Origin of the sequence: Mesorhizobium sp. B2-5-13, from assembly GCF_006440535.1 — a bacterium.
Classification (GTDB): domain Bacteria; phylum Pseudomonadota; class Alphaproteobacteria; order Rhizobiales; family Rhizobiaceae; genus Mesorhizobium; species Mesorhizobium salmacidum.
Genome location: NZ_VFUI01000002.1, coordinates 290,923 through 315,693, shown reverse-complemented (window position 1 = coordinate 315,693; position 24,771 = coordinate 290,923). Strand labels below are relative to the sequence as shown.

General features: G+C 60.5%; 23 protein-coding genes. 10 read left to right on the top strand and 13 right to left on the bottom strand.

The features are described from left to right. Positions 1–2 precede the first annotated feature (2 nt). The 7 genes from FJ434_RS04790 to FJ434_RS04760 form a co-directional block, all read right to left on the bottom strand. Positions 3–971 (bottom strand): glycosyltransferase family 2 protein, encoded by a 969-nt coding sequence (locus FJ434_RS04790; protein ID WP_140746174.1) that lies wholly within the window; start codon positions 969–971, stop codon positions 3–5. Further along, positions 961–1,911 (bottom strand): glycosyltransferase family 2 protein, encoded by a 951-nt coding sequence (locus tag FJ434_RS04785; RefSeq protein ID WP_140506622.1) that lies wholly within the window; start codon positions 1,909–1,911, stop codon positions 961–963. Before FJ434_RS04785 ends, FJ434_RS04790 begins: the two co-directional genes overlap by 11 nt. After that, positions 1,911–2,900: a glycosyltransferase family 2 protein gene (locus FJ434_RS04780; RefSeq protein ID WP_140746171.1), complete on the bottom strand. Its 990-nt coding sequence runs from the start codon at positions 2,898–2,900 to the stop codon at positions 1,911–1,913. The genes FJ434_RS04785 and FJ434_RS04780 overlap by 1 nt, the downstream gene beginning before the upstream one ends. 15 nt (positions 2,901–2,915) lie before the next feature. Continuing rightward, a complete protein-coding gene (locus FJ434_RS04775; protein ID WP_140746168.1) occupies positions 2,916–4,088 on the bottom strand; it encodes a glycosyltransferase family 4 protein in 1,173 nt (390 codons plus the stop codon). 303 nt (positions 4,089–4,391) lie between these two features. Then, positions 4,392–5,315, bottom strand: a complete 924-nt coding sequence (locus FJ434_RS04770) for a glycosyltransferase family 8 protein (RefSeq protein WP_140746165.1) — start codon at positions 5,313–5,315, stop codon at positions 4,392–4,394. Positions 5,316–5,401: 86 nt separating this feature from the next. Then, on the bottom strand, positions 5,402–6,256 hold the full coding sequence (locus FJ434_RS04765) for a glycosyltransferase family 2 protein (RefSeq protein ID WP_140506629.1): 855 nt from the start codon (positions 6,254–6,256) through the stop codon (positions 5,402–5,404). Beyond that, a complete protein-coding gene (locus FJ434_RS04760) occupies positions 6,253–7,314 on the bottom strand; it encodes a polysaccharide pyruvyl transferase family protein (protein ID WP_140746162.1) in 1,062 nt (353 codons plus the stop codon). The genes FJ434_RS04765 and FJ434_RS04760 overlap by 4 nt, the downstream gene beginning before the upstream one ends. Positions 7,315–7,522: 208 nt before the next feature. Here FJ434_RS04760 and FJ434_RS04755 point away from each other — a divergent pair, with 208 nt between their 5' ends. The 3 genes from FJ434_RS04755 to FJ434_RS04745 are packed head-to-tail and all read left to right on the top strand — an operon-like array spanning position 7,523 to position 11,182. Continuing rightward, the gene (locus tag FJ434_RS04755; RefSeq protein ID WP_140746159.1) at positions 7,523–9,028 is read left to right on the top strand and encodes a lipopolysaccharide biosynthesis protein; all 1,506 of its coding nucleotides are present in this window, start codon (positions 7,523–7,525) and stop codon (positions 9,026–9,028) included. Beyond that, positions 9,025–9,999: a glycosyltransferase gene (locus FJ434_RS04750; protein ID WP_140746156.1), complete on the top strand. Its 975-nt coding sequence runs from the start codon at positions 9,025–9,027 to the stop codon at positions 9,997–9,999. The genes FJ434_RS04755 and FJ434_RS04750 overlap by 4 nt, the downstream gene beginning before the upstream one ends. A gap of 34 nt (positions 10,000–10,033) precedes the next feature. Beyond that, positions 10,034–11,182 carry an acyltransferase gene (locus FJ434_RS04745; RefSeq protein ID WP_181165858.1) on the top strand — a complete coding sequence of 383 codons (1,149 nt, stop codon included), beginning with the start codon at positions 10,034–10,036 and terminating at the stop codon, positions 11,180–11,182. 367 nt (positions 11,183–11,549) lie between these two features. Here FJ434_RS04745 and FJ434_RS04740 read toward each other — a convergent pair whose 3' ends face one another. The 5 genes from FJ434_RS04740 to FJ434_RS04720 form a co-directional block, all read right to left on the bottom strand. After that, the gene (locus FJ434_RS04740) at positions 11,550–12,881 is read right to left on the bottom strand and encodes a UDP-glucose/GDP-mannose dehydrogenase family protein (protein ID WP_140506638.1); all 1,332 of its coding nucleotides are present in this window, start codon (positions 12,879–12,881) and stop codon (positions 11,550–11,552) included. Positions 12,882–12,929: 48 nt separating this feature from the next. Further along, positions 12,930–13,790, bottom strand: coding sequence for a family 16 glycosylhydrolase (locus FJ434_RS04735; RefSeq protein WP_140746148.1), 861 nt, complete (start codon positions 13,788–13,790; stop codon positions 12,930–12,932). Between the two features lie 148 nt (positions 13,791–13,938). Next, the gene (locus tag FJ434_RS04730) at positions 13,939–14,340 is read right to left on the bottom strand and encodes a hypothetical protein (RefSeq protein WP_140746145.1); all 402 of its coding nucleotides are present in this window, start codon (positions 14,338–14,340) and stop codon (positions 13,939–13,941) included. 297 nt (positions 14,341–14,637) lie between these two features. Beyond that, entirely contained in the window at positions 14,638–15,660 is a 1,023-nt protein-coding gene (locus FJ434_RS04725; RefSeq protein ID WP_140746142.1) for a glycosyltransferase family 2 protein, read from the bottom strand. A 64-nt stretch (positions 15,661–15,724) separates the two neighbouring features. Continuing rightward, on the bottom strand, positions 15,725–16,855 hold the full coding sequence (locus FJ434_RS04720; protein WP_140746139.1) for a nucleotidyltransferase family protein: 1,131 nt from the start codon (positions 16,853–16,855) through the stop codon (positions 15,725–15,727). A 435-nt stretch (positions 16,856–17,290) separates the two neighbouring features. Here FJ434_RS04720 and FJ434_RS04715 point away from each other — a divergent pair, with 435 nt between their 5' ends. The 6 genes from FJ434_RS04715 to FJ434_RS04690 all read left to right on the top strand — a co-directional run bounded on the left by FJ434_RS04715 (position 17,291) and on the right by FJ434_RS04690 (position 23,109). Continuing rightward, the gene (locus tag FJ434_RS04715; protein ID WP_140506647.1) at positions 17,291–17,443 is read left to right on the top strand and encodes a lasso peptide; all 153 of its coding nucleotides are present in this window, start codon (positions 17,291–17,293) and stop codon (positions 17,441–17,443) included. Positions 17,444–17,577: 134 nt separating this feature from the next. After that, a complete protein-coding gene (locus FJ434_RS04710; RefSeq protein WP_140506649.1) occupies positions 17,578–17,877 on the top strand; it encodes a PqqD family protein in 300 nt (99 codons plus the stop codon). Between the two features lie 109 nt (positions 17,878–17,986). After that, entirely contained in the window at positions 17,987–18,379 is a 393-nt protein-coding gene (locus FJ434_RS04705; protein ID WP_246675884.1) for a lasso peptide biosynthesis B2 protein, read from the top strand. After that, positions 18,376–20,298: a lasso peptide isopeptide bond-forming cyclase gene (locus FJ434_RS04700; RefSeq protein WP_140746133.1), complete on the top strand. Its 1,923-nt coding sequence runs from the start codon at positions 18,376–18,378 to the stop codon at positions 20,296–20,298. The genes FJ434_RS04705 and FJ434_RS04700 overlap by 4 nt, the downstream gene beginning before the upstream one ends. Then, complete coding sequence (locus FJ434_RS04695) at positions 20,295–21,272, top strand: serine kinase (RefSeq protein WP_140506654.1); 978 nt, start codon at positions 20,295–20,297, stop codon at positions 21,270–21,272. The genes FJ434_RS04700 and FJ434_RS04695 overlap by 4 nt, the downstream gene beginning before the upstream one ends. Beyond that, a complete protein-coding gene (locus tag FJ434_RS04690; RefSeq protein WP_140746130.1) occupies positions 21,265–23,109 on the top strand; it encodes an ABC transporter ATP-binding protein in 1,845 nt (614 codons plus the stop codon). The genes FJ434_RS04695 and FJ434_RS04690 overlap by 8 nt, the downstream gene beginning before the upstream one ends. 23 nt (positions 23,110–23,132) lie before the next feature. Here FJ434_RS04690 and FJ434_RS04685 read toward each other — a convergent pair whose 3' ends face one another. Continuing rightward, the gene (locus tag FJ434_RS04685) at positions 23,133–23,408 is read right to left on the bottom strand and encodes an exopolysaccharide production repressor exox (RefSeq protein ID WP_140746127.1); all 276 of its coding nucleotides are present in this window, start codon (positions 23,406–23,408) and stop codon (positions 23,133–23,135) included. A gap of 600 nt (positions 23,409–24,008) precedes the next feature. On the opposite strand from FJ434_RS04685, the gene FJ434_RS04680 reads away from it, so the two are divergent. After that, entirely contained in the window at positions 24,009–24,686 is a 678-nt protein-coding gene (locus FJ434_RS04680; RefSeq protein WP_140506659.1) for a sugar transferase, read from the top strand. Positions 24,687–24,771 lie beyond the last annotated feature (85 nt).

The following is a 24,771-nucleotide window of genomic DNA, read 5'->3' as shown; positions in this document are numbered from 1 at the left end:
CTTCACCTCCCCACCCCAACGGCAAACTGTGCCGCTACTCTTCGCAACCGCACGGCGATCGGCATGCCCATATGCCCGACCGCCGCCGGGTCGCTGAGCGCAGTCCGTATCGCCTTGAGCGGGGACCGCGCCTTGATGTGCTGAACCATCGCCAGGAACGAGGCTGCCTTGCGCAGGCTGCGGCCGCGCCGGGCGAACGCTGCCTGCGCAGCCTCATCCATCTGGTGGGTTTGAGCGAATACCGCATCTGCTTTGCGCATCGCTTCGACGTGATGAAGCTCGAGCACACGGGAGATGGAGCCGCTACGAATATGATAGACATAGCCGATAGTAGGCTCGACCACGCATCTGCCGCCCTTGGCGAGAGCGTCGGCAAACAGGATGTAGTCCTCGCCGATCCTCAGTTTCTCGTCATAGCGCAGCTGGTTCTCGTCGAGGAAACTGCGCAGGAAGATCGGCTTGAGGTAGCCGAAATTGAATTTCGATTCGAACACGACGTTGCCGGCGATGTAGGTGGCGAGCGTTATCTCGCGCAGACCTTCCAGATACTGGCGCGGGAACATCGCGTCCTCGACCACACCGTCCTCACGGACGACCTGGAGATTGTCGACGGCGATCTCGGCGTCCGCCTTTTCGGCGCGGCCTATCATGGCGGCGATGCGGCCGGGAAAGACGGCGTCGTCGGAATCGAGAACCGCGATCCACCTGCCGCGCGCGGCGTCGAGCCCGGCATTCCTGGCCCCACCGGGGCCTTTGTTCTTTTCGAGCGCCACGACGCGCACGATGTGCTCGGGGTAGGCCCGCGCCACATCGATTGTGCCGTCACGCGATTTGTCGTCGACGACGATGATTTCAAGGCTGACACCCTTCTGGGCGATGGCGCTGGCGATCGCCCGATCAAGGGTTGCCTCGGCATTGTAGGCGGCAATCACAAAAGAAACGTCGGGGACGAAGGCACCATCAGGCTGCATGCTTGCCCCCTTCCTCTGGTGAAGGCTGGCCGTAGAGGCGCAGTTCGCGGACACCGACAAGGCCGCTGACGACGCCGACATGCATGATGCCGCGCAGTACGCTGCGGTTCCTGCGCATCGGGCTGGCGGCAACCGGAAGTGCGGCGGCAAAGCAATAAGCGGCCTTTGCCGCGGCAAGGCCGGCCTGCTTCACCCGAGCGATGCCGCTGGCATTGCGGCCCAGGAGATGGCCGTGCGTCTGACCGACCCGGAAACGGCGGCGGCTGAGCCAGTCGAACGCGGCTCTGGCCCTCGGCACCGCCTCGTCCACCCATGCTTCCGGGGCAAAGGCGATCTGGCCGCCTGCCTTGTGCATCTGGTCGAAGAATTCGGTGTCCTCACCGCCGGTCTGGCCGCGCGCCAGGCTGAAGCGGCGGTCGCGCAGGCTGTCCGATCCCATGCGCAGCAGGACGTTGCAGGTGTACCCGGTGCGGATTTCGCCCCGCACGCGAACCGGCAAGGTGGAATGGAAATCGCCGCGGCGCATCCAGTCCGGCGCATCCGGGCGATAGAGCGCGCGCACCGGGCCGAGAACCGCGGCGGCGCCGCTCTGTTCAGCCATTGTCACCAGTTCGGCGAGCCAGTGGGCGGTGGCGGTCTCATCGTCGTCGATGAAGGCCAGGAAATCCGCCTTGCTGGCGTCGAGGCAAGCGTTACGGGCAATCGAGATGTTACGCGCCGGGCAATGCCGGTAGCGGACCGGCAGCTTCAATTCCTGCGACAGCGCCGTCACCAACGCCCTGGCGCTTGGCGTGTCGTCATTGTCGGCGACGATGACGCCGACCTCGAAGCCGTCAGGCATGGCAAGCGCGGCGAGCGAGCGCAGCGTGTCGGCCAGTTCCGGCCGCCGGAACGTGCACACGCCGATGTCGATGCTGCGGTTCCTGGCCCCAGCCACCATTATGCCGCCCTCCGCCACGCGCCGAGGCCGAGAAGCTGCAGCCAGAAGCCGACGGACCAGCCGAAATGCATGACCATCGCCGAGACGCCGGCAAGCGCGATATCGGCATTGCGCTGACTGATGGCCGTCACCAGGCCGTAGCCCAGGCACACCGCCACCCACAGCAACAGCGGCAGCGCCGCAATCCAGTGCACGAAGGAGAAGGCCGCCAACAGAACCACCGGGAAGACCGCCAACGGCACCATCTGCCGAACCTTCGGGATCACCCGGTGCTTCAGCACATTCTTGGCCCGGCCACGGCCATAGCCGAGGTACTGGAAATAGAGGCCGCGCAGCGAAGTACGCGGATAGTAGACCATCTGCGTCCTGCCGCTCATCCAGATCTTGTAGCCGGCCTGCCTCAGCCGATAGTCGAGTTCCGCATCCTCGTTGTGGCTGAACGTCTCGTCATAGCCGCCGACGGCCTGGAAGGCCGATATCCGCATCAGCGCGTGATGGCCGTGGTCGACCCACTCGCCGGCGGAGAGGTGGCGATGCTTGGAGCCGCCGGTGCCGAGCTTGGAGTTCTGCGCCGCCGCCGCCGCCTTCTGCACGGTGCCGCTGCCGCTGGTCAGCATCGAAACCACCACCGAATCGGCGCCGGTGGCCTGCGCCTCCTCGATCAGCCGGTCGCAATAGTCGTCGGGATAACCGCCATGGGCATCGATGCGGATCAGATATTGCGCGCCCTCGCCGAATTTGGACACCGCGAGGTTGATCGCGGCACTCTGGATGCGCCTTTCATTGTGAAGCAGGATGATGCGCGGATCGTTCTTCTGGCGCTCGCCGACAATTGTCAGCGTACCGTCGGTGCTGCCGCCATCGGCAACAAGGATCCGCGCGCCAAGCCGTTCCGCCGCCGGGCAGAGCTGGTCGAGCAGCGCACCGATATGAGTTGCCTCGTTGAGGCACGGGATCACGATCAGGCTGGCGGCAGGCGCTTGCGTCATCGGGCGATGTTTCTCCTAGGCCAAAACTTCGGTTGTGAAAGCCTCGCGCCCAATGGTCAGTCGGCGAAGTTTCTCGACCAGGGCGCTGCAGTCGCCGCGATCGTAGCTCCACATCCTCGGATTGTGGGCCAGCACGCGCGCCTTGAGCCTGCCGAAGCGGTGTTGTTCCATCCTGCCAAGTGCTGTTTCCAGCGCCTCGGGCGTGGCCTGCGGCAACAAAACGCCGATATCGCGATGCCGCAGGAACCGTCCGGTCTCGGTGTTGTCCATCGAGATCGGCACCGCGCCGAAGCGGCAGCCTTCATAAAGGCGGTTGGGCAGCAGCCATTCGGAGTTCTGTCCCTCCTCGAAGAAATCGATCGCCCAGGAGAAATGGACGTCCTGATAGATCGCCGCCATGTCCTCCGGGTTGCGATACGGCCCGCGAAACGACAGGTAAGGTTCGGCATCGACGAAGGCATGGAAATCCGGGAATTCGGAAAGTGCCGGGCGGCCGCGCAGTACGATCTCGAACCGGCCCTCCATACGGCGCGTGAAGCCGGCCAGCAGTTCGAGCGAGCGGCGGCACCGAAGCGCCCCGAACCAGCCGATACGCCATGGCGGCGCGCCAGGTCCTTCCACCGCCTCGCGTTCGCCAGGCAGAACAGCCGCTGCCTCGAAATACTTGTTCTCGACCAGTTCCACCGGTGCCGCGACCTGGCGGAAGGGTTTGAAATAATTGGCGATGAAGGCGGGCGAACTGGTTACCAGCAGCTTCACGTCCCGCGCCAGATGGCGCTCGGTGGCGCGCAGCGCCTTGCCCAGGACATCGTCGCGGAGCACCAGGCGATGAATGTCGAGGCATTCATAGACGATCGGGACCGCGGCGCCGAAAGCCGACCTTGCCCGGCGCGCCAACGCCAGCATTTCCAGGTTGCGCGCGATGATGATGTCGGGCTTCGGCATGCCCTTGAGCTTCGAACTTATCGAAACTGCTGTTTTCGCCACGGCCGCCAGACGCTGCGCGAATCGGCCGTCACGCGTCGCGCCCAGGTCGACCGGCCGCAATCCTTCGATATCGGCAACCGGGGTGGCGGTACGGCGGAAGCCAGCCAGGGTGACCTGGGCGCCACCTGTCCGGAGCATCGTGATCCGCCGGCGAACCGCCGGATCGGAAACATCGTGTACAAGGTACAAGACATGCAGCATGAAAACTCGACCGCTGTTTGACCCACCCGAGGCGAGCCTAGTACAGCTCTTGCTGCATCGCAACATTTTTGCTGCGGCGTAGCAAAATTCGACCCGGTGCGTTGATCAAGGCGAATGCCAAGCAGTCAGGAGAACCACACGCTCCGGATGGATTTGTCACTTCATTTCAAAGGCTTGCTGGCTCGGGAAGCTTCCCTTGGGGAGTCAGGCCGCGGAAGACCATCGACTGGCGATAAATTTGTCCACGGTGCATATTGCGCTGCAGCATAAAATGCGGGGATCGAGACGAAGCAGGATGGCGCCCTACGGATTGGCCGAGCCCCGAGCCAAATTCGGTTTCTTGAATAGGTACTTAAGCCACATTTTGATGATGTCTCGATACCTGATGTTCTCTTTTCGCATGACCTCCCCGGCGAATCCCGACCGGAGCAGGTGCTTCCAATAAAGCCACGCAAACGGGTGCCACTCTCCAGCCTTCCACGGCTTAACGCTCTCCGTAAAGTGGATGATTTTCGGCACGGTATGCCTATCTCTCGACATCACGCGCCATGCGGCTAGATCATCGTACATAAACTCTCTCTGGAAATTCCACGTCGCATCCACCTGCTTCCACTTACCCCACAACATAACATTCAGGGCGTCCTGATCGGCATATTCAAACTTGGATGGATGCTCCAGCAACAGATTCAATGCACCTCTCAGAATTCCATCAATACGAGCGCGCTGCATGTCAAGTACCATCATCCCCGCGTTAAAATATTGACCGGGAAGCGCCAAATTATACTTCTGCGCGAACGCTTCGATATTTATACCAGGATCAGGAACAGCCGCACAAACACAGTGACCCAAATCACATTGCCAAAGCTCTTTCAGACTGCCCGTCACAACCATATCGATATCCAGGTATATGAGACGAGATATCGATTCATCCAGAACCTCGTCCATGATAAGACGCAAATAAGTAGCGCGGCTTATTTGCAGAAGAGGAGGCAATGTCAAAGCATCGTGACCAACAATTGAATACCAGCGAACCTCCATCCCTCTCAATTCGGCCGATATTAATTTTTGCAAATCTTCACTTATAGCATCGTGTATAATATGCACATTGAAGGTGTCATCATGATCAGAATTTGATTGGACTGATTTCAATAGCGTAACCAGATGCGGTACGTAGTTTGTATCGGACACGCATACTATGTTGATATTTTCATCAACAGAATTTCTCATCACCGTTCCTTAAACTAAAAAAAGCCGTTCTGATCTTTCGAACGCCACAAATGTCAGCTACCACGACCCGGGAGATGCTCCACGGCTCAAAAATATCGCGACTTTGCACTTGGTTGCTTGAAATTTGCTTTAGTCATGGCCCAGGCAAAGCCGAAATGCACTCGAGCTTTTTCTGGTCGGCGGCGCAAAGTGGCGAGAATACCTCGCAGAAGCCGAGCGATGATCCTGTCCGGCAAAAGTAGCCGCCGATTGACGAAGTATCCAATTGCCAATTCCTCCCGCAGAAGCTTGGTCTCGCTCCATGTCTCGGCGTTGTGGTTGGGATTGCTGTAGCTGACATCCCTGGTGTCGATGCGCAACATCGCGTGACGGCGGGATGCCAAATAGTACTTGGTCCATTCCTGGTCCTCGGCCGAAAAGACCTCCTCCCGGAAGGGACGCTCTCGCAGCAGTCGAGTAGGGATCATGGCCATGGTATTGGACAGGCCATTTCTGCCGTTGAAGTTGTGATTGGTCATAACGGTATGGCACTCGTGTGGGGCATCCTGTGCTGGTGGATGCCTCCAGTAGACAATCTCCATGCCCCCACTAAGACCAGCGTCCCATCCTTTCGCTATCAGGTCAGGCGCCCGAATGAGCATGTGGCTGCTGATGATGAGCGTGAGAGGCTGGTCGTTGACGGCGACACCGAGATTGATCGCTTTCGAAAAATTGAAGTCCTCGGAAGGATATGTCACGATATCCGCACCAAGCTCTTCAAACGCGCTGGATACGGCCGGATCGCGCGACGAATCCACGATGATCAACCGTTTCGGAGGCACGCTTTGTCTTCGCAGCGCTTCTATCACTTCGATCAGGAGCGGCGTGCATTGATATGCGCGGATCACCGCCGCGTAATGCGGCGAAGAGCTGCAATCCGGCATTCCAATGACCTGGCTCATTTCGGCGGCATCACGGCTTGGACAGCATGGACCATGTCGGAGGGACCATCAGCTAGCCGGCAGATGGACGCCGCATGTGTCCAGGTGTCGTAAAAAGCAGCAGCTTTGGCATCGAAGGATCTGAAAACGACGTTCGGGATTCCGAGAAGCGTGCTCAGAATATGAGCATGCAACCGATCGGTGACCACAATACGCCCGCGGCTCAACAGATCGATACCCACCCTCAGCCGGGTCTCCGCGTAGCGTCGGCGTGCGATAAGCGCCAAGGGCGCCAGCAGCGGATAGGCGGCAGGAAACTTACGCGTGAATTTGGAGAACAATATGTCCCCCAATCGAGCCGCGGTTCTGGGATCATCCAACCAGTCTCTCGCCTCCGCGGAAAGCCCCATCTGGTTCAGCTGCCTCTTGATTTCTTCATGCGGCGCCACCGCTTCCTTGTCAGTGCGCAACAGGCAGAACGCGTCCACATTTGCCGGCTTGCGGACGATCCGGTCCATGGCGAATGCCATGTCCGGACAGAGCACCACTTGGCAATCGAAATTCGCCCGGGCAAAGGCTTCACTTTTTGTGTCACGAGCCAGCAATGTGAAATCGGAATGCGCGGCGATGGCGTCACGCGTCTCCTGCAACACCGCCGGTGAGTCGAAATGGATGCTTTGAGACAGCTGGATGGTCGGTCGATTGGGAAAGCGTCGAAGGATTTTCAAACGAAACTCGTGGTGGTGAGGATATATATCCCCGAAATTGCCCCCGCCATGCATCAAGAGAACGGATGCGCGCTCGATGTGTCGGTCAGATGACGGGCTGTAGGTACTCCAGTCGTGGAATGCCACTTGGCTGCCGGGAAGCTCGCGTTTGAAAAAATCCAATTCGCCCAACAAGATCGCGCAGTCGCCAACGTTGGGATGCTCCGGTGGATCAATAAGGTGGATGCGCTCGCCGCGTCCGGCTATCAGCGGGAGCAAGACTTCTCTGATACGATGCCGCAAGGCAATTTGAAGATCTTCGGTCGTTCGGCTCCCTTGCGGGGGGTCTTCCAGCCATTTCTGGTGCGTCATCAGAAGTCGATCCTTTTGTGTGTCGCTCTTTCCATCTTGCCCCACCGACTGCGGTGCACAATAGCCATATCCGTTTTAATGCTGCACTGCGGCATAAATGCTTGCGCCCTGACCCGACGGGGAATAAAAACGATCGCATCGGACATTGATCGAATATCGATCGCGGGCGGGGATGTGTCGGTTCTGAGTGTACTGGAGGCGCCGGCGCGTGGATGGAATCAAGGGAAGACTGGCCAAAGGCGCGGCATGGATCACCGCGGCTCGGCTCATCACCAATCTCCTGGGCTTGGTAAGCACGCTTGTCCTAGCGCGGCTGCTCACTCCCGGCGATTTCGGAATTGTCGCCCTCGGCTGGACCGTGCTCGCGATCTTGAACTCAGTCACCGAAATTTCGATCGGCGCTGTGCTCATCCATCACCCAAATCCCACCAAGGAACATCTTGATACCGCCTGGACGCTAAGCGCGGTGCGTGCCGCGGCGGTCGCCGCGATGCTTATGGTCGTCGCGATGCCGGCCGAATCGGCGTTCGCGGAACCGCGCTTGCCGCCGGTGCTGGCGGCGTTGGCAATTTCGACACTGATAGGCGGGCTTGGCAGTCCGCGTCGAATCCTCCTCACGCGCGACCTGGTGTTCTGGCAGCAATTCCTGGTCGAAGTTTCCCAGAAGCTGGTCGGGCTCATCGTGTCGGCCGTGTTCGCGTTCATCTTCAAAAGCTACTGGGCGCTTGTTGCGGGAACGTTGGCATCGGATTTCACTGGCCTCGTCATTTCCTATATAGTCGCGCCCTTCAAGCCAAAGCCCGGCTTGCGGCACTGGCGCGAGATGTTCGGCTATTCCATCTGGCTGACTCTTGCACAGGCTATCAACACACTGAACTGGCGGTTCGACCATCTGCTGATCGGGGCCTTCCTCGGCAAGACCCCGCTTGGATATTATTCGGTGGGCGACAATCTCGCCGCCATGCCGACGCGCGAGGCGATCGCTCCTTTGACCTCGGTGCTGTTTCCTGCATTCGCCCATGTGAAGAACCGCGACGACGGCGGCCTGGAGAAGGTCTACCAGTCGTCGCAAGCGCTCGTCACGATGATCGCATTGCCCGTCGGTGTCGGAATGGCGCTGATCGCCGAACCATTGGTCCGGCTGACGATGACGGACAAGTGGCTTCCCGCCGTAATCGTGATCCAGGCGTTGTCTGCCGTGTTTGCCATTCAAACCCTGGGAAGCCTGGCGCAACCGCTGGCGATGGCAACGGGGGACACGCGATTGCTGTTCAAGCGTGACGTTCAGGCATTCATCCTGCGCGTCCCCTCGGTCGTCGTGGGACTTTGGCTTGGTGGACTTGCCGGCGTGGCAATCGCGCGAGCGGTGGCGGGGGTCATCGGCATCTTTTTCAATCTTCAGGTCGTGCGGCAACTCACCGGCATTGGCTATCTTGCACAGGTGCGCCCCAATCTGCGAAGCCTGGCAAGTGCCGGAGTCATGATCGCGGCCGTGCTCGTCTCTCGGTCGGCGCTTCCATCCAGCGTCGAAATGTCCGAGGTGATTTTGAACCTCGCGTCACAGATCGCCATTGGAGCGATCTCTTTTGCCGGAGCGCAATTGCTGCAGTGGAATTTGATGCGACGACCTGTAGGACCCGAAACTGAACTGATTGCCCTGAGCAAGCGGCTTTTGATGGGCAGGGGCGCACGCCTGCTTGGACGGTGGGCATGACAGGGAAAAGGCACGAGACCGCGGTCGTCTTCGTGACCGACAACGGATATCTCGGTCCGTCACTCCTGGCGGCACTTCAGTTGACGGCGCAAGGCATCGACGCGTTGGCCGACATCATGATCTACACGGTCGGTGTCGATCCAGCACTGATCGACACACTTCAGAACCGTGCAGGTCGGGCGATATCCTTCATCCCGCTGCCCGACACGTCCTATGTGCCACCGGATGGCGTGGCGTTTGCCAAGAACCACGTGCCAGTCACCGCTTTGGCGCGGCTCGTGATAGCCGACCATTTGCCGTCGCAGTATCGCAACATCGTTTACCTTGATGGCGATATCCAAATCGTTGGAGACATTGCGCCGCTCGTCCGGCATCGGGTCCGGGACGGTTGGATCGCGGCCGGCAGGGGTAGCGCCTGGCTCGATCCCGACGATGGATTGGGGCTTAATCCTAAAGGCTATTTCGATGTGTTGGCGGGAGCCACGCGTCAGAGCTACTTCAACTCCGGAGTGCTGGCATGCAACCGGGACACTTGGGCCATTTATGGTCCCAAAGCGCTAAACGCATTCTTCAGCAACGGCGACACGTTCATTCGGCACGACCAGAGTGCGCTCAATGCCGTCTTTGAGCAAAATGTCGAACCGCTCTCGCCGGCCTATAATTTCCACAATGTCTACGCCAAGCTCAAGTGCCACGGAATTCTCGCGCCAAAGATCATCCATTTCACCGGCCCCGCCAAACCCTGGAAGGCTGCCGTCCCGCCATGGGGATGGCGTTTCCACAAGTCTTATACCGATCTCATGGAGCGCTTTCCGGAGCTTGCGTCGGTCTTCAAAGTCGAACCTTACGCGCCGCAGCCGACACCCGGCCTGCGTGCGAGGATTTCAACCCTTCGGGGCGCTCGCACTCGAATATCCCAGCGCCGGGCATTTCGTGCCTATGTCAAGCGGGACTTCTTCGCAGTTAGATAACCGCCGCTATGTCGATTAATTCAGGGCGCGAATATTGGCTCAAGACCGTTTCAATTCCCTGCATGCAATTCGTGGAATTGCCGCTATCGTCGTACTAACGAGCCACTTGGTGTTGGCAATTCCAGGTATCGATTTGCTTGTGTGGGCAGACCCGAACGCGACACGCCATTTCACCTGGCGTTGGGAAAACGTAATTACCTATTCTCCGCTCCACATCTTCTGGAGTGGGCACGAAGCAGTACTGGTGTTTTTCATATTAAGCGGCTTTGTCTTGACGTTGGCTATTCTCAAGGCACGGGATTCTTTTGCCAATTATGCCGCAAAGAGAATAGTGCGAATTTGGATGCCCTTTGCCGTCGCATTGTTGCTGGCAATAATTGCATCAAAGGCTCTTTTCGTTCAACCCATCGGAGATGGATACAGCGAATGGCTCCAGCACACGCCACCTGGTGCGATTTCAATCAAGTCCGTCGTGGGTCATTTGTTAATGACAGGACTGACCCAACATATGACGCTATCGCCCATAATGTGGTCTCTCGTACACGAGATAAGAATATCCATCGCGATGCCATTCATAGTCTGGGGCGTTCTGAAATTTCCAAAGGCCATGGTAACTTTGTCGTTGGTCCTCTTGGTGCCCGGGGCGATCTGGCCCGAAGCATTTAGCCTTACCGCCAGCAGCCTAACGCAGTCTCTTCTGCAGACCTCCATTTATATCCCGATCTTTGTCGGCGGAGCTTTCCTGGCCGTCTATCGAGACACACTGAAAACAGCTATCGCCAAATATCCAACCGTTATCGTTGCGTTGATGTGGGCCATGGGAATTCTTCTTTTGGAGGCTCGTTGGATCATCTATGACGGGTTACTTTTCAGCCACATCTCCTCCGGAGTTGGTGCTGGCCTCATAATTCTTATGGCGTTCGCTTCGCCCGGGAGCAGCCGTTTCCTCGATAAGCCGCCGCTGATTTGGCTGGGGGATATATCTTACCCATTGTACCTCACTCATTTCACCGTGCTCATCGCTGTCGCGAAAATAGGTACGTTGATTGGTGCTCCTGTGTGGATCGTCCTGCCCATGGTTCTTGCAGTGTCGCTTTTGGTAGCCGACATTTTCCGAAGAATGGTCGATAGCCCTGTGCAAAATCTCAACAAGATGTTTTCGACCAAGCCCCGAACCGCCTAAAGCGCGTCGCGTCGAAACGGATTCAGGCGACACGCTTGGTCTTTGTTTTACGCATGTCGTCTTCCCAAACCGAGATCACTTTTGGGCGACGTGCATTGACCCGCGGCGTCCCATTGAAGTGGCATGGTGGCCAGCCCGTGAGCGTCGAGCGATCGACATGATCGCCTCAATTCACACACCACGATGACGCGCTGCTCAGCTGGAGTGATGGCGCGTTGGTGACGTTGCACGGGGCTACACGATTCAAGGCCGGCTATCCAATTCAAGCTGGCCTATTTTCCGTCGACCTAATGCATGTCGCGCAAACTGCCCAGAGCGCGGAGCGCACAACACCGGGTTAACAGCAGTCGTGATAGTATTCAGCTGCTCACGCGGCCAGCCTGCCAATCGAGTGATATTCGATGCCGTGGCGCGCCACGACCTTGGGATCGTAGAGGTTGCGGCCATCGAAGATGACCGGCGTGGTCAGTGCAGCCTTCAGCGCATCGAAGGACGGTGCGCGAAAATTCTTCCATTCGGTGGCGATCAGCAGCGCATCGGCGCCGCGCAATGCCGCTTCCTTGGTGCCGCACAACATCAGGTCGTCACGCAGCCCATAGATGGCCTGGCATTCCTGCATGGCCTCGGGGTCATAGGCCTGCACGGTCGCGCCGGCGCTCCAAAGCGCTTCCATCAGCACACGCGCCGGCGCCTCACGCATATCGTCGGTGTTGGGCTTGAAGGCCAAGCCCCACAGCGCGAAGGTCTTGCCCGTGAGATCACCCTTGAAATAGCGGTGCACTTTGTCGAACAGGACGGATTTCTGGTCGTTGTTGCGCTCCTCGACGGCGCGCAGCAGCTTGGCGTCGAATTTGACGCCCTCGGCGGTCTTGATCAGAGCGCGGACGTCCTTGGGAAAACACGAGCCGCCATAGCCGAGGCCCGGATAGATGAAGTGGTAGCCGATGCGCGGATCGCTGCCGATACCCTTGCGCACCTCCTCGATGTCGGCGCCGAGCTGCTCGGCGAGGTTCGCCATCTCGTTCATGAAGCTGATCTTGGTCGCCAGCATGCAGTTGGCGGCGTATTTCGTGAACTCGGCGCTCCGAACGTCCATCACGATCATCTTCTCATGGTTGCGATTGAAGGGCGCGTAGAGTTCGCGCATCACCGCTTCGGTGTCCTCGCTGCTGGTGCCGACGATGATGCGGTCGGGCTTCATGCAGTCGGCGACGGCGGAGCCCTCCTTGAGGAATTCGGGATTGGAGGCGACGTCGAAGCGCAAATCCTCGCGCCCCCTTTTCTTCAGCGTCTCGGCGATCCTAGCCTTCACCTTTTCGCAGGTGCCGACCGGCACGGTCGACTTGCCGACGACGATCTTGGCGGTATCCATCTCGCGCCCGATGGTCTCGGCGACCGTCAACACGTATTTGAGGTCGGCCGAACCGTCCTCGCCGGGCGGCGTGCCGACCGCTATCATCTGGATTTCGCCATGCCTGACGGCGGCCGCCGCATCGGTGGTGAACTTGATGCGGCCGGCGGCGTGATTCTCCCTGACGATGCTTTCAAGGCCTGGCTCGAAGATCGGGACTAGGCCCTGGTTGAGCCGCTCCACCTTGCTTGCGTCGATGTCGACGCAAACGACCTGGTGTCCAACCTCGGCAAGCACCGCCGCCTGCACGAGGCCGACATAGCCAATTCCAAACACCGTCAAGTTCATGCGGTTTGATTCCCATCAGGCAGCGGGCCTCTTCTCGGCCCTGCCGGTTCAATTCGTCTTTCCGAACTCCTTTATACTGCACACCAGCGATTCCGGAAATTGGCAGGGCTGGCCGAGCGCGGTGAAGGCGACACGTTCGACCTGCAGCGAAAGCTTGCGGCCCGGATCGGCGAACGCTCCCATCCAGCCCTTCATCGTGTCGCTGCCCCAAAAGCTGAAGAAAATCCTCTGCGCATGGCTGGGCAGCTTCGCAGGATCGGTGATGGTGTTCACAAGCTGGCCGTTGAGGTACCAGCGAAGACTATCCTTCTCCCAGACGAAGGCGTAGTCGTTGAAGGCACTGTCGGTGCCACCGGGCACGTCGACCAGCTTCTCGTTCTTGCCCTTGCCGGCGATATAGGCGTTGACCTGCACCTTGGACGTGTCCTTGGTGAGGACCTCGAAATCGATCTCGTCCCAGGGCTGCTTGTCGGACGGGCCGATATAGGAAAAGAAGGCCGCATTGAGGCCGGCGCCTGTATCGGTTTTCATTCGCGCCTCATAGGTACCATAGCCGAAGCGCTGCTTGGTCTGTATCTCACCGCAGGCGAATTCACGATCCTTGATCTTCTGCTTCGCGAAACCGAGCGAAAGAACGCCGTCGGAAAGCTGGACCAGGCCTTTCGACCAGGTGCAATTCTGATGGCTGCCGTTTGTCCAGCCATCTGAAACGTACCAGCGCTCGCGGTCGAAACTCTTGAAGTCGTCGACGAAAGAGGGCGCGGACTGGACATCCTGCGCATGAGACGCGGTTGCCGGCAGGCTGCCAAGAGCGGCGAGCAGCAAAGCGACTGCCAGGCCGGACCGCCAGCCGAAATGCAGGGGGGTGTCGATTGCTGTCGTGGACATGATTTTGGGATCCGAATTCATGACAAACTCACCTTTGCGCTGTGCGTCCCCAACCCAAAGTCGACGCTTGAACCGCTTCCAAACGGGCCAACCTTGACCTCTTCAATCACCCTCCCGACTTCCTCCAGTCTTGCATCACCTCCGTCGTAACGGTCCCGCGCCGCCGCCTTCACCCCCGGCCGGCTCCTGCCCGCCAGGCCGATGCGACCGTGGCCGGCGAATCGGTGGCCGCGTTCTCGTCGAAGACCACATCCAGCGAATGCCGGAGCTCGCGCATCATGCCGCCCTGGCGCGACAATGCCGCGATGCGGCGCTCGCTGTTCAAGATCGACTGCGTCAGCGCGCTGACCTCGGACGCGCGGCGGTCGGAGGCGGAACCGTTTTCCACGGCTTCGACTGGGAAGGCCGCGTTGGTCGCCTCCTTGCGGTAGCGGCTCTCCAGGCTGGTTTTCTCGGCATCGATTTCAGCCGCGACCTGCTCGAACAGCTTCGCCAGCCGGTCGAGACGCGCAACGTCTGTCTGCCTGTCGCGGATAGGATCCCTTGATCTGAAGCCGAATATCGAGGCCATGAGCTTAAATTCCCGTCATCGCCGGCTTTCTGGACCGGCTTTCCGTCCGGGCCACCGGCCGATCCCCGCAACCGGGGCTCAAAAACTCGTACCGCGTCCACTTCTCCGAAGAAGAGAGACTTGGGACCAGTCCGATCGGGGCCAATTCGGCTGGCCGTTCAATTTGCTGCATCGCAACATAGACTGCCATCCCCGGAGCCGCGAGGCAACCACCCAATTCGTAAACTCATGAATCCGATCGAAATGATTTGCGTAGCACGCTCCCGGGCGGCAGGCAGCACCGGACGGTCCCGCGCCTTACCGTCCCTTGCCCGTGCTGGTTCCGTCCATCAGGAAACGCAGCGTCGGCACGCGCTTGTTCCCGGACACGAGGCCAACACTGCGAAACAGCGCCTCGAGCTTGTCGGATGCCACCCCCTGGACGATAGGAATGAGGTTGGATTGGCTTGCGAAGGCGTAGGCCGCGGCCGAAGCCAGGCCTCGCTCGGCCTTCACGTCGAGGAAATTGCGCAGCCGGTATTTGTCGCGCACATGCCGCTCGTGCCGCCGCAGTACCGCCTTGGACCCTTCCGGCAGGCTGTCGATGGCCAGCAGCGCCAGATCGGCATCGGCCAGCCGCTTCAGGTCTTGCGTCTTGTGGCGGCCACTGAGCGAATCGGCGCGCACGATGGCGCCGTAACCGCAGGAGCGGATGACCTTGAACCGTGCCCCGTGGGCGACCGCCCGCGCGTAAAGCACATAGTCCTCGCCCAGTCGCAGGCTTTCGTCGTAGCGCAATCCGTGGCGGTCGAGGAAGGCACGGCTGATCACGGGCTTCAAGAAGCCGAGCTCGCCTCTTTGCACGCGGCGTCTGGAGATGTTGCCTTCCACGAAGCTTTCGAAATCCAGGAATTCCGGATCGGCGGCAAAATCCGGGGCGACGATTTTGGTCGCGTCACCGGTCGCGTCATCTCTGATAAGCATGATGTTGTCGGCGGCGAAATCCCAGTCGGCGCCGGCAAACAGGTTGCGAAACCGGCCCTCGAGGAAGAAATCGTCGGCGTCCAGAATGCTGACGAACGGCGCTCGTGAGCGGGCGATCGCGGCATTACGGGCAAAGGACGGGCCGCGGTTGACGTCGAGGCGCATGACGGTAAGCCGACCGCTGCCATCATCGGCGGAGCGGGCGACCTCGGCCGTAGTGTCGGTAGAGCCGTCGTCGACGACGACGACCTCCGCCACTTCCGGTTCGCGCAGCGCGGATCCGATGGCGACCGCGATGGTGCGCGCCGCGTTCTTGGCCGCGATGATCACGCAGACCTGGGATTTCGTCATCGACATGGAATTTGCCTCTTGCACAGGTTCCGTTCTGCCCCCGCCCTGTACCCGTTCGATACCACTGCCATCATGGACTGGCCGGCCGTTCGAAGATGCGGCGGCTGATGTCCGCCGACGCGGCCCAGCCAACCTCGGCCAGATAGCGGACGGGAGCCCGCCCGCACAATTCCCACAACACCGTCCGCCGCTGCGGCCAGCGCAGCGACAACAGCCATGGCGCAATGACCATGTTGAGCAGATCCTCATTGCCGATGCGCGACAGGATCGGCTTGGCCCGCTCCGACAGAAGCGTGCCGGTGCCGCCCAGCAGCACATCGGCGGCGCGCAGGCCGAGCAGCAAGGTGTCTTCCAGTCCCTGGTTCACCGCGGCATCGAGCACACGCTGCTGATCAGCCTCGTCGAGTCGGCTGGCGCCGGCCCTGATATCGCAGACATAGCCGGCGCAGGGCTCGCGGTTGAACAGGGCCTTGGCGACGCTGATGCAGGACAGCATCAAAGTGTCGGCGGCTGACGTGAAGGGGACTTCGGCGCCGGTAATCTCGACCAGCCGTTTTCGCCGCAGGAACCCGTCGGCATCGCGGGGACTGGGCGAGCCGGGCTGCTGAAGCCGGTAATGAAGATCGACCGTGGATGATCTCGGCCCATTGCCGCGGACCATGTGCTGTTCGCCGAGGAAGCGGACCCACCAGACCGAACGTGACTTGCCTGACACCTCGTAGCCGATCGAGCGCAACACTTCGCGTGCCTTCGAGAACCCGACCGGCGAGACCAGGATGTCGACATCGCCCGCAGGCTTCATGAAGTGATCGTCGTAAAGCAGATGCTGCTGGAATGGCCCTTTCAGGAAGACGAAATCAATCCGCCTGTCGAGCAGTGCCTCGTTGATGGCCATCGAATCCATCAGGCAGGCGGCGTTCATCGAAACCGTGCTTCTACGATAGGTTTCAAGCCACTGGAAGAGCTCGGCCGGCCTGTCATTCGCCGGCGCACGCGACAGGGCCTTCAGAACGAAGGTACCGACCTTATTGAGCCTGGCGATATCGGCGACGACAGCGACGGAAAGGCCAGGCGGCGACACCTCGCCCGCCGAGGCGGCCGTTCCTGCGAAATACAATCGTAAGCAGGCCTGCACATAGGCGATCTCATTGGCGCAGTCCGTGGCGCGCAATCTTTCATAAGAGCTTTCCGGCAAGGCCATTGAGCGCACAGTCTCCAAAAAACGGTTTGCGCATCGCGCTATGCTGCACCTGCGAAGCAAAGCATCCTTAAAAACCGCGGCGCCGTAAAGCCTTTCCTTTCGCAGTGCAAAATTTTGCAACCGCCGGGCTGTCGGCGGCGGTCAGCTCAAAGAGGGATATAGTCTAGTGTCATCTAAAATCAATCGCCTGCGTTATTTTCCCTTAAAATAGTAGAATCAAAGGTTTACAGGGCTTTTAGCAGCAAGGGCCGATTGCATGCGGCCTTATCTCAAAAGAGGCGAGTCTCTTATACCGGGTGACGGTCGCAACCCATAATTGATTAACGCAAGGTAAATGAGGCTTGACTCATAAATGTTGCCATGCAGCTATTGCAATGCAGCATTAAAGTGCTGACGGCAATCGACAGGCCGTTTCAAGTCCTAATGGAGAGTAAAATGGAACAGAATGTTGAAAAGCATGAGTATGAGACGCCAAACCTGACGGTACATGGTTCAATTGAAACCATTACGCAGGGCGGCGGTGGCAACACGGCACTCGACGCATCGTTTCCCGCGCACACCCCGATCGGCGACCTGACTTTCTCCTGAGACCAGCCTGATGCTGGAGGAGTGACGTTGGGCCTCCAGGATCCAAGACCAAAATGGAGCCGGGGATGAAAATCCCCGACTTTCCGCCTTGAACCGACGACGTGTAGGCCGTGTGTTGCAAACGAGGTTTTAGGATGAACTGGAACCCCTCCGAGCAGGATTGCGTAAGGGCCACCAAGGACGCCGTTGCTTGCGAATTCGGCAGTGGCCTCGCGCTTCTCAACCTGAAATCCAATATTTATTACAGCCTCAACGGTGTCGGGGCCTTCATTTGGGAGCTGATCCAGGAATCCAAATCGATCGCCGATATCCGCAGCGCGGTTCTCGCTCGCTACAATGTCGACGCCGAACGCTGCAAGGCCGACGTCGACGCATTGCTGAAAGGCTTGATTGAAAACGGGCTTGCGAGGCTTGAGCATGAGGCCCTCGTCTAGGCAGATGTCACAAAAGGCCGTGGTTCCGCAGCAAAGACCTGTGACACAGGGACATCCCCGGCCGATGAAGCAGCGGCCTGGCGGGCGGAGCCTGGCGAGGGTTTTGTCCTTGAGCGGCTCGGAAGCGTTTTTCCTGTGCCGCTGCCTGCTGGTGGTCGCGGCCGTCCGGCTCGGGCTGACATTGTTCTCCTACAACCGCGTCCGCGGGATGGTGACACGGCTCAACGCGCGCCAATGTGCCAGCATGGGCGAGTTGCGGCTTGTCGCCTGGGGGGTTGCAGCGGCCGCACGGTTCGTGCCGGGCGCCACATGCCTGACCCAGGCGCTTTCGGGCCAATACCTCCTGGCGCGCCAAGGCAATGCCTCGAATGTCCGCATCGGCATCGAGCGCGGCACGGGCGAGCAATTGAAGGCGCATGCCTGGCTGGTCAGCGACAACCACATCGTGCTTGGCGGATCCATCGATGGTTTCGCCCATCTGGTCGACCACGGCAGCCGATGAGCGGCGTGGCCGGAATCCTGCTGCGACAGGGCCCCGCGCCGGCTGAAGCGGCGAGCGGCATCCAGCAGATGCTGGCGCGCATGCGCCATCGTGGCCCAGACGGAAGCTCATGGTGGCTGGACAGCGGCATCGCGCTTGGCCACGCCTGGCTGAACACGACCGACGAAGCCGGCCCCGGCCCGCTGACCATGGCCGGCGGCAAGCTGGCCATCACCGCCGACTGCCGGCTCGACAACCGCGACGAGTTGCTCGCCAGGCTCGGTATCAGGGACAGCTCAGTCGCCGACGCGGTATTGCTGATGCGGGCCTATCTGCGCTGGGGTGAAGCCTGCCCCGTGCATCTGCAAGGCGATTTCGCCTTTGCCGTCTGGGATGCCGAGCGGCAACTTTTGTTCTGCGCGAGGGACCATTTCGGGGTCAAGCCATTCTACTACCACGCCGCGGAGCGACGCTTTGCCTTTGCCTCCGAGATCGGGCCAATGCTCGACCTCGACGGGGTCGATGCGCGCCTCAGCGAGCACCGGATTTCTGGATTCCTGGCCGGGCTTGCCGATGACCCGCAATCCACGCCCTATAGCGACATCTTCGCCCTGCCGGCGCGTCACAGTCTCACCGTCAGCGCGCAACGTCTGGTGCTGCGCCGGTATTGGCAGATCGAACCATCGCAGGGAGTGCCGCGGTCTGATGCCGCGGAAGAATTCGCCCATCTGTTCTCGCAAGCGGTCCGAAATCGCATGCGGGGAAGTCCGTCGGTCGGTGCGATGCTGAGCGGCGGCCTCGATTCCTCCTCGATCGCCTGCGTGGCCGGGCTGCAAAATGCGGCCGGGCGCAAGCCGAAGCTGCCGACCTTCTCACTGGTTTTCGACAGGGGTTCGTCGATGGACGAGCGCTCCTTCATCGATGCGGTGCTGGATCAGCAGAAGGCCGATCCGACGCTGATCCCTGTCGGCAACTATGAGCCTTTCGCTGAGTTCGAACGGGTACTGGAGGAGCAGGAAGGCACCTTCCTGGCGCCGGGCCTGACGCTGACCCGCGGCATCTACCGGACGGCGGGCGCCAAGGGCATCAAGGTGCTGCTCGACGGCCATGGCGGCGACGAAGTCGTTTCGCAGGGACATGGCCATCTGCACGAGCTTGCCAATGGCGGCAGATGGCTGGACCTCTGGCGCGAGGTCCGCAGCGCCTCCAACACCTATGGCGGCAGCACGCTCGGCCTCTATTTCCAGTTTCTCACCATTTACGGACCGGCCTGGCGCATCGCCAGGCTGAGACAGCTGGGGAACCGAGCCCTGAACAGGATAGGCAGGCCTGCCAAATCGCAGCGTGGCCGGAGCTGGCGCGACCTGATCAATCCGGACCTTGTCCGGCGAACGGAGCTCATCGACCGGTTCCACCGAGCCGGCTATATGCCGCCCAGCATCCAGGCCAGCGACGCGCTCAGCCACCGCTGGATCCTGTCCAACGGATATGTCCCGCATTCTTTCGAGGTTCTGGACAAGGCCGCCGCCAATTTCGGCGTCGAGCCGCGTTATCCGTTCTGGGATAAGCCGCTGGTCGAATTCTGCCTGGGGCTGCCGGGCGAGCAGAAGCTCAGTCACGGCTTTGGCCGCTACGTGTTGCGCCAGGCCATGGAGGGTATCCTGCCGGCGGCGGTCCAATGGCGGCGCGACAAGATCGATTTCACCGCCAATCTCGTCAACGGCATGGTGCGCAATCATCGCGACCTGCTGGAGCAGTTGCTGGTTGGCGATGCGGGTCGCATCGCACCCTATGTCAACCTGCCGGAAGTAAACGCCGCCTATGCGCGGCTGCTGCGCCAGCCGGACCAAGCGGCACCGCTCGATGTCCAGTATGTCTGGCGCTCGGCGTCACTGTCGCTGTGGCTGCGGCAGGTCCAGCATGGCGGGAGCCCCGCATGATGTCTCGCCATGAGCCGTTCGGCGGCGATCTCGACCATCTTGCCCAGCGCGGCGGGATCGCGGGAGAACGACGTTACTACCGCGCCTACGGCCTGATCATCGCATCCGATGTGTCACTGCCCGAACTGGAGCCGGCGGAACCGGCGGCGGCCGACATCGAGATCGCCATCGGCCCGATCGATATGCCCAAGCCCTCGGCGGAGGCCGCGACCGTCTTCCGCTTCGAGCCCGGCCGGCAGTATCTGGCCTGGGAGGCCGTCGGCGCATTCCTGATCAGCGACGCGCGCCGCATCGATGTCCAGCCGGCGCCCGGCGTCGACGACGCCTTGCTTGCCTTCCCGCTGCTGGGGCCGGTGCTGGCGCTGCTTCTGCACCAGCGCGGCCTGCTGGTTCTGCATGCCAGCGCCATTGCGGTGACCGGCAGGGGCGCCATCTTCATGGGCGACAAGGGCGCCGGCAAATCGACGACGGCAAGCGCGTTGGTCCGGGCCGGACACGATCTGCTTACCGACGACGTCGTGGCGATCGACCTGGCAGACCCGAACCAGCCGATGATCGTTCCGGGGTTTCCGCAGATCAAGCTTGCCGCCGATGCCGCGGCGGCGATCTCGCTTGGGCAGGCGCAAGTGCGGCCGCAAGTGCATCCCGCGATCGAGAAAATGCAGCATCGCCTGCACGGCGCCTTCTCCGGCAACAAGGTGCCGGCGGCCAGGATTTACATCCTCGAGCGCGGCGAAAGGGCTGGGATCACCCCCTTGCCTCACATCGCCGCCTTGCCGGCCATCATCAAATTCTCCTACGTGACGCGGTTTGGCCGCGCTGCACTCTCCGGCGATTTCGCGGCGATGCATCTTCGCCACTGTTCAGCAATCGCTAACCATGTCGGCGTGTGCCGGCTGGACGTTCCGACGGGCATCGACAGGATCGGCGAGGCCGTAGCGCTGATCGAGAAGGAACTGGCTGGAGATGCCTAGGTCATCGGTCTTCAGCCCGTCGCTGTTTCGCGATGTCGCGGCGTTCGGTGCCGTCATTGCCCAGATCGGCGGGCGGCGAACCTGGACGGCGCTGTTGTTCCTGATCCTCGGCAGCCTGACGGAAGGCATCTCCATCCTGCTGCTGGTGCCGCTGCTGCATCTGGTCGGGCGCGCCGACCAGGATTTCGCGGTCAGGCTGCCGAACATTGATTTTGTGCGCTGGCTGGTGCCAGGCGGAACGATGCAGCTGACCACGGTGCTCTGTGCGCTGGTCGGGCTTATTGCCGTGCAGGCAGCTTTCAACCGCTTCAAGTCAGTCTATATGGCAAGGCTGCTCTTCGATTTCATCAACCGCTTGCGCATGAACCTGTTCGAGAGCATCGGCAAGGCGCGGTGGGGCGTGTTCACGCGCATGCGCGGCTCCGATCTCGACCATGCCCTGACCGGTGACATAGACCGCATCCAGGGGGCGGCCTTTTCCCTGCTGATGCTGGTGCAGATCGCCGTGCTGCTGGCGGGCTATCTCGTGATTTCCATGTTCATTTCGCCGGTCATGACGGCGTTTGCCGTTGTCATCGGCATCGTGATGTTCATAGCGCTGCAGCCGTTCCGCTCGCGCGCCACCGCTTTCGGCCGGATCCTGACGACCAATCGCCAGGATCAGTACCGCACGGTCTCGGAATTTCTCGGCGGCATCAAGGTGGCCAAGAGCCTGAATGTCGAGGCCAGCTATTTCGCGCAGCTGCAGGCCACGCTCGAAAAGATGAAGGCCGACAACATCGCCTATGTTCGCAATTCTTCGATCGGCACCGCCGTGTTCCAGGTGGCGAGCGTCGTGGGCTTGAGCGTCTTCATCTACGTGGCGCTGGTCCGCTTCCACCTGTCGCTGGCCGAGATCGTCGTGCTGCTCCTGGTCTTCATGCGAATCGCGCCGCGCTTCATGGACATGCAGACGCAGGCCCAGCAGCTGCTGATCAACCTGCCCGCCTACACAGCAATGCGTAGCCTGCAGGCACGTTTCGACGCCGAGCGCGAACCGGGCCATATCGAACCCACGGACGCCCGCAAGCTGTCGCTCGATACGGGGCTGAACATTCGTGATGTTTCCTTCGCCTATGACGACGGCACCGGCAAGGCGGTGGTGAGCGACATCACTTTCGGCCTCCCGGCCGGCAAGGTCACCGCTCTGATCGGCCCGTCCGGATCAGGCAAGAGCACGATCGCCGACATGCTGCTCGGGCTGCTCGAGCCGACCGCCGGCAAGATCCTCGTCGATGGCGTCGAGATCGATGCCGGCAATCGCCGCCGCTGGCGCGATCGGGTGGCCTATGTGCCGCAGGACGTGTTCCTGCTGCATGACACGATCGCGGCGAACCTGCGGCTTGCCGCCCCGCAGGCCGGCAACGACGAATTGTGGACGGCACTGCGCGCCGCGCACGCCGGCGAATTCGTCGAACGGCTCGACCTGGGACTGGAGACGGTGGTCGGCGACCGCGGCGTACGCCTCTCGGGCGGCGAGCGTCAGCGCATCGCGCTGGCGCGCGCGCTGCTGCGCAAACCCTCGCTGCTCATCCTGGATGAGGCAACAAGCGCGCTCGACTGGCAGAACCAGTCGCTTATCGCCCGGTCGATCGACGGCCTGCGCGGCGCGATGACGATCCTGACCATCGCGCACCGGCCATCGATGATCGCCTTCGCCGACTGGGTGGTGGCAATGGAAGGGGGCCGCGTCGTGGAAGTCGGGCAATATCAGCGGCTGAAGGCGAAGCCGGGGAGCCGGCTGTCCCGGATGCTGTCGGGAGAACAATCGGAGACTGAACCCGCCGATGTGGCCTGAGGACGGTGATATCCCCGTGGGATCTAATGCAGGCCCCGCCGGGCGCTGCCAAGCTCCTCGCCCTTGGGCACTTCGGTGGAGTTCTGCTTTCTCTCGGCTTCGCGCAGCCTGTCGGCTGGTGTCGGCGCGCTACTGGCGATCATGGCATAAACAACCGCGAAATAACCGGCCTGGATGACCACGGCGCAGATGATGATGCGCATCAGTGTCGTGCCAAGCGAAGCCCCACCTAGCCAGGACCAGGCAACGACGATCGCGAGCGCGAAGAGCATCCCAACGATGAATTTTGGAAGCGACATACCCAATAGCCCATAAACCGGCTCGGGTCATATCCAACGATAGCCCCACCCGAGCGCCGTCCCTTGTCATGCGGGCTTGTTGAGTCACCCGCTGCCGACCGGTTGCTTCCGGCCTTTCAACCTGTCGTCACTATGACAGGTATAATTTGCAATTCTATTAAGGCGAGCAGAAGGCGGCAAGGGCAACCGCACATATTTTTGATTGAGCTTACGCCTTCGACTCTGCCATGCTGCAACGCACACGATCGCAATTCACTCAACCTGCAGCCGCCATAAGCTGCGAGTACAATCTATAATATTAAGCAGTATTTTAGGTGAATAGTTTCGAATATGGCATCTTCCTAAAGCACTGACATGCTCCCAACCCTCGTCCCGAGAACGCGCCGCCTAGGAATCGCCTCAAAAAAGTCCTGATTTTTTTATCCTTGCCCACTTATTGTCACAAATGTGCTAAAGATTTCGAAATTTGTGCAGGGCGAGCTTATTATTTAGTCAATTCATGACGCGACTATTTCAAGAGGGTTGGAAATTGTGTGTTGCGCTGCAGCATTTTTTTGGTATCGTGCGGTAAACCATTCGTTCAACGCATGGAGTTTCCGTATGAGGGATATTGCCAAGGCGGCCACGGCGGACTTTTCGCAGGCTGACACCGACTTTCCGCCGCCGATCGGCGGCCTCATCAAGCGGAGCTTCGACATCGCCGGCTCGCTGGCTGGGCTGATCGCGCTCAGCCCGCTGTTCATCATGATAGCGTTGCTCGTCAAGTTCTCCGATGGCGGGTCGATTTTCTACGGTCACCGCCGAATCGGGCGCGGCGGACGGCTGTTCTCCTGCCTCAAGTTCCGCACCATGGTGCCGAACGGCGACAAGGTGCTGACTGCCTATCTTGCGACCAATCCAGAGGCCAATGCGGAATGGATAGCGACCCGCAAGCTGAAGAACGACCCACGCGTCACCCGCGTCGGAGCGGTCCTGCGCAAGCTCAGCCTCGATGAGTTGCCGCAGATCATCAACATCCTCCAGGGCGACATGAGCCTGGTCGGGCCTCGCCCGGTGGTCCGTGACGAACTGGAAATCTACGGCAGCGCGGCCGTCTATTATCTGAAGTCCCGGCCCGGCCTGACCGGCCTGTGGCAGGTCAGCGGCCGCAACGACGTTTCCTATGACAGCCGCGTCGCGTTCGATCGCCACTATGTCGAGAACTGGTCGCTGTTCGAGGACGTTCGCATCATCATCAGGACCGTACCGGCCGTCTGGATGTCACGCGGCTCTTATTGATCGGCCGGCCTGACCCAGGCATCGGGCGGCAAGCTCATCGGGCGATGGGGCTAAAACGGATCGGAATGTTCAGTTGAAGATAGAC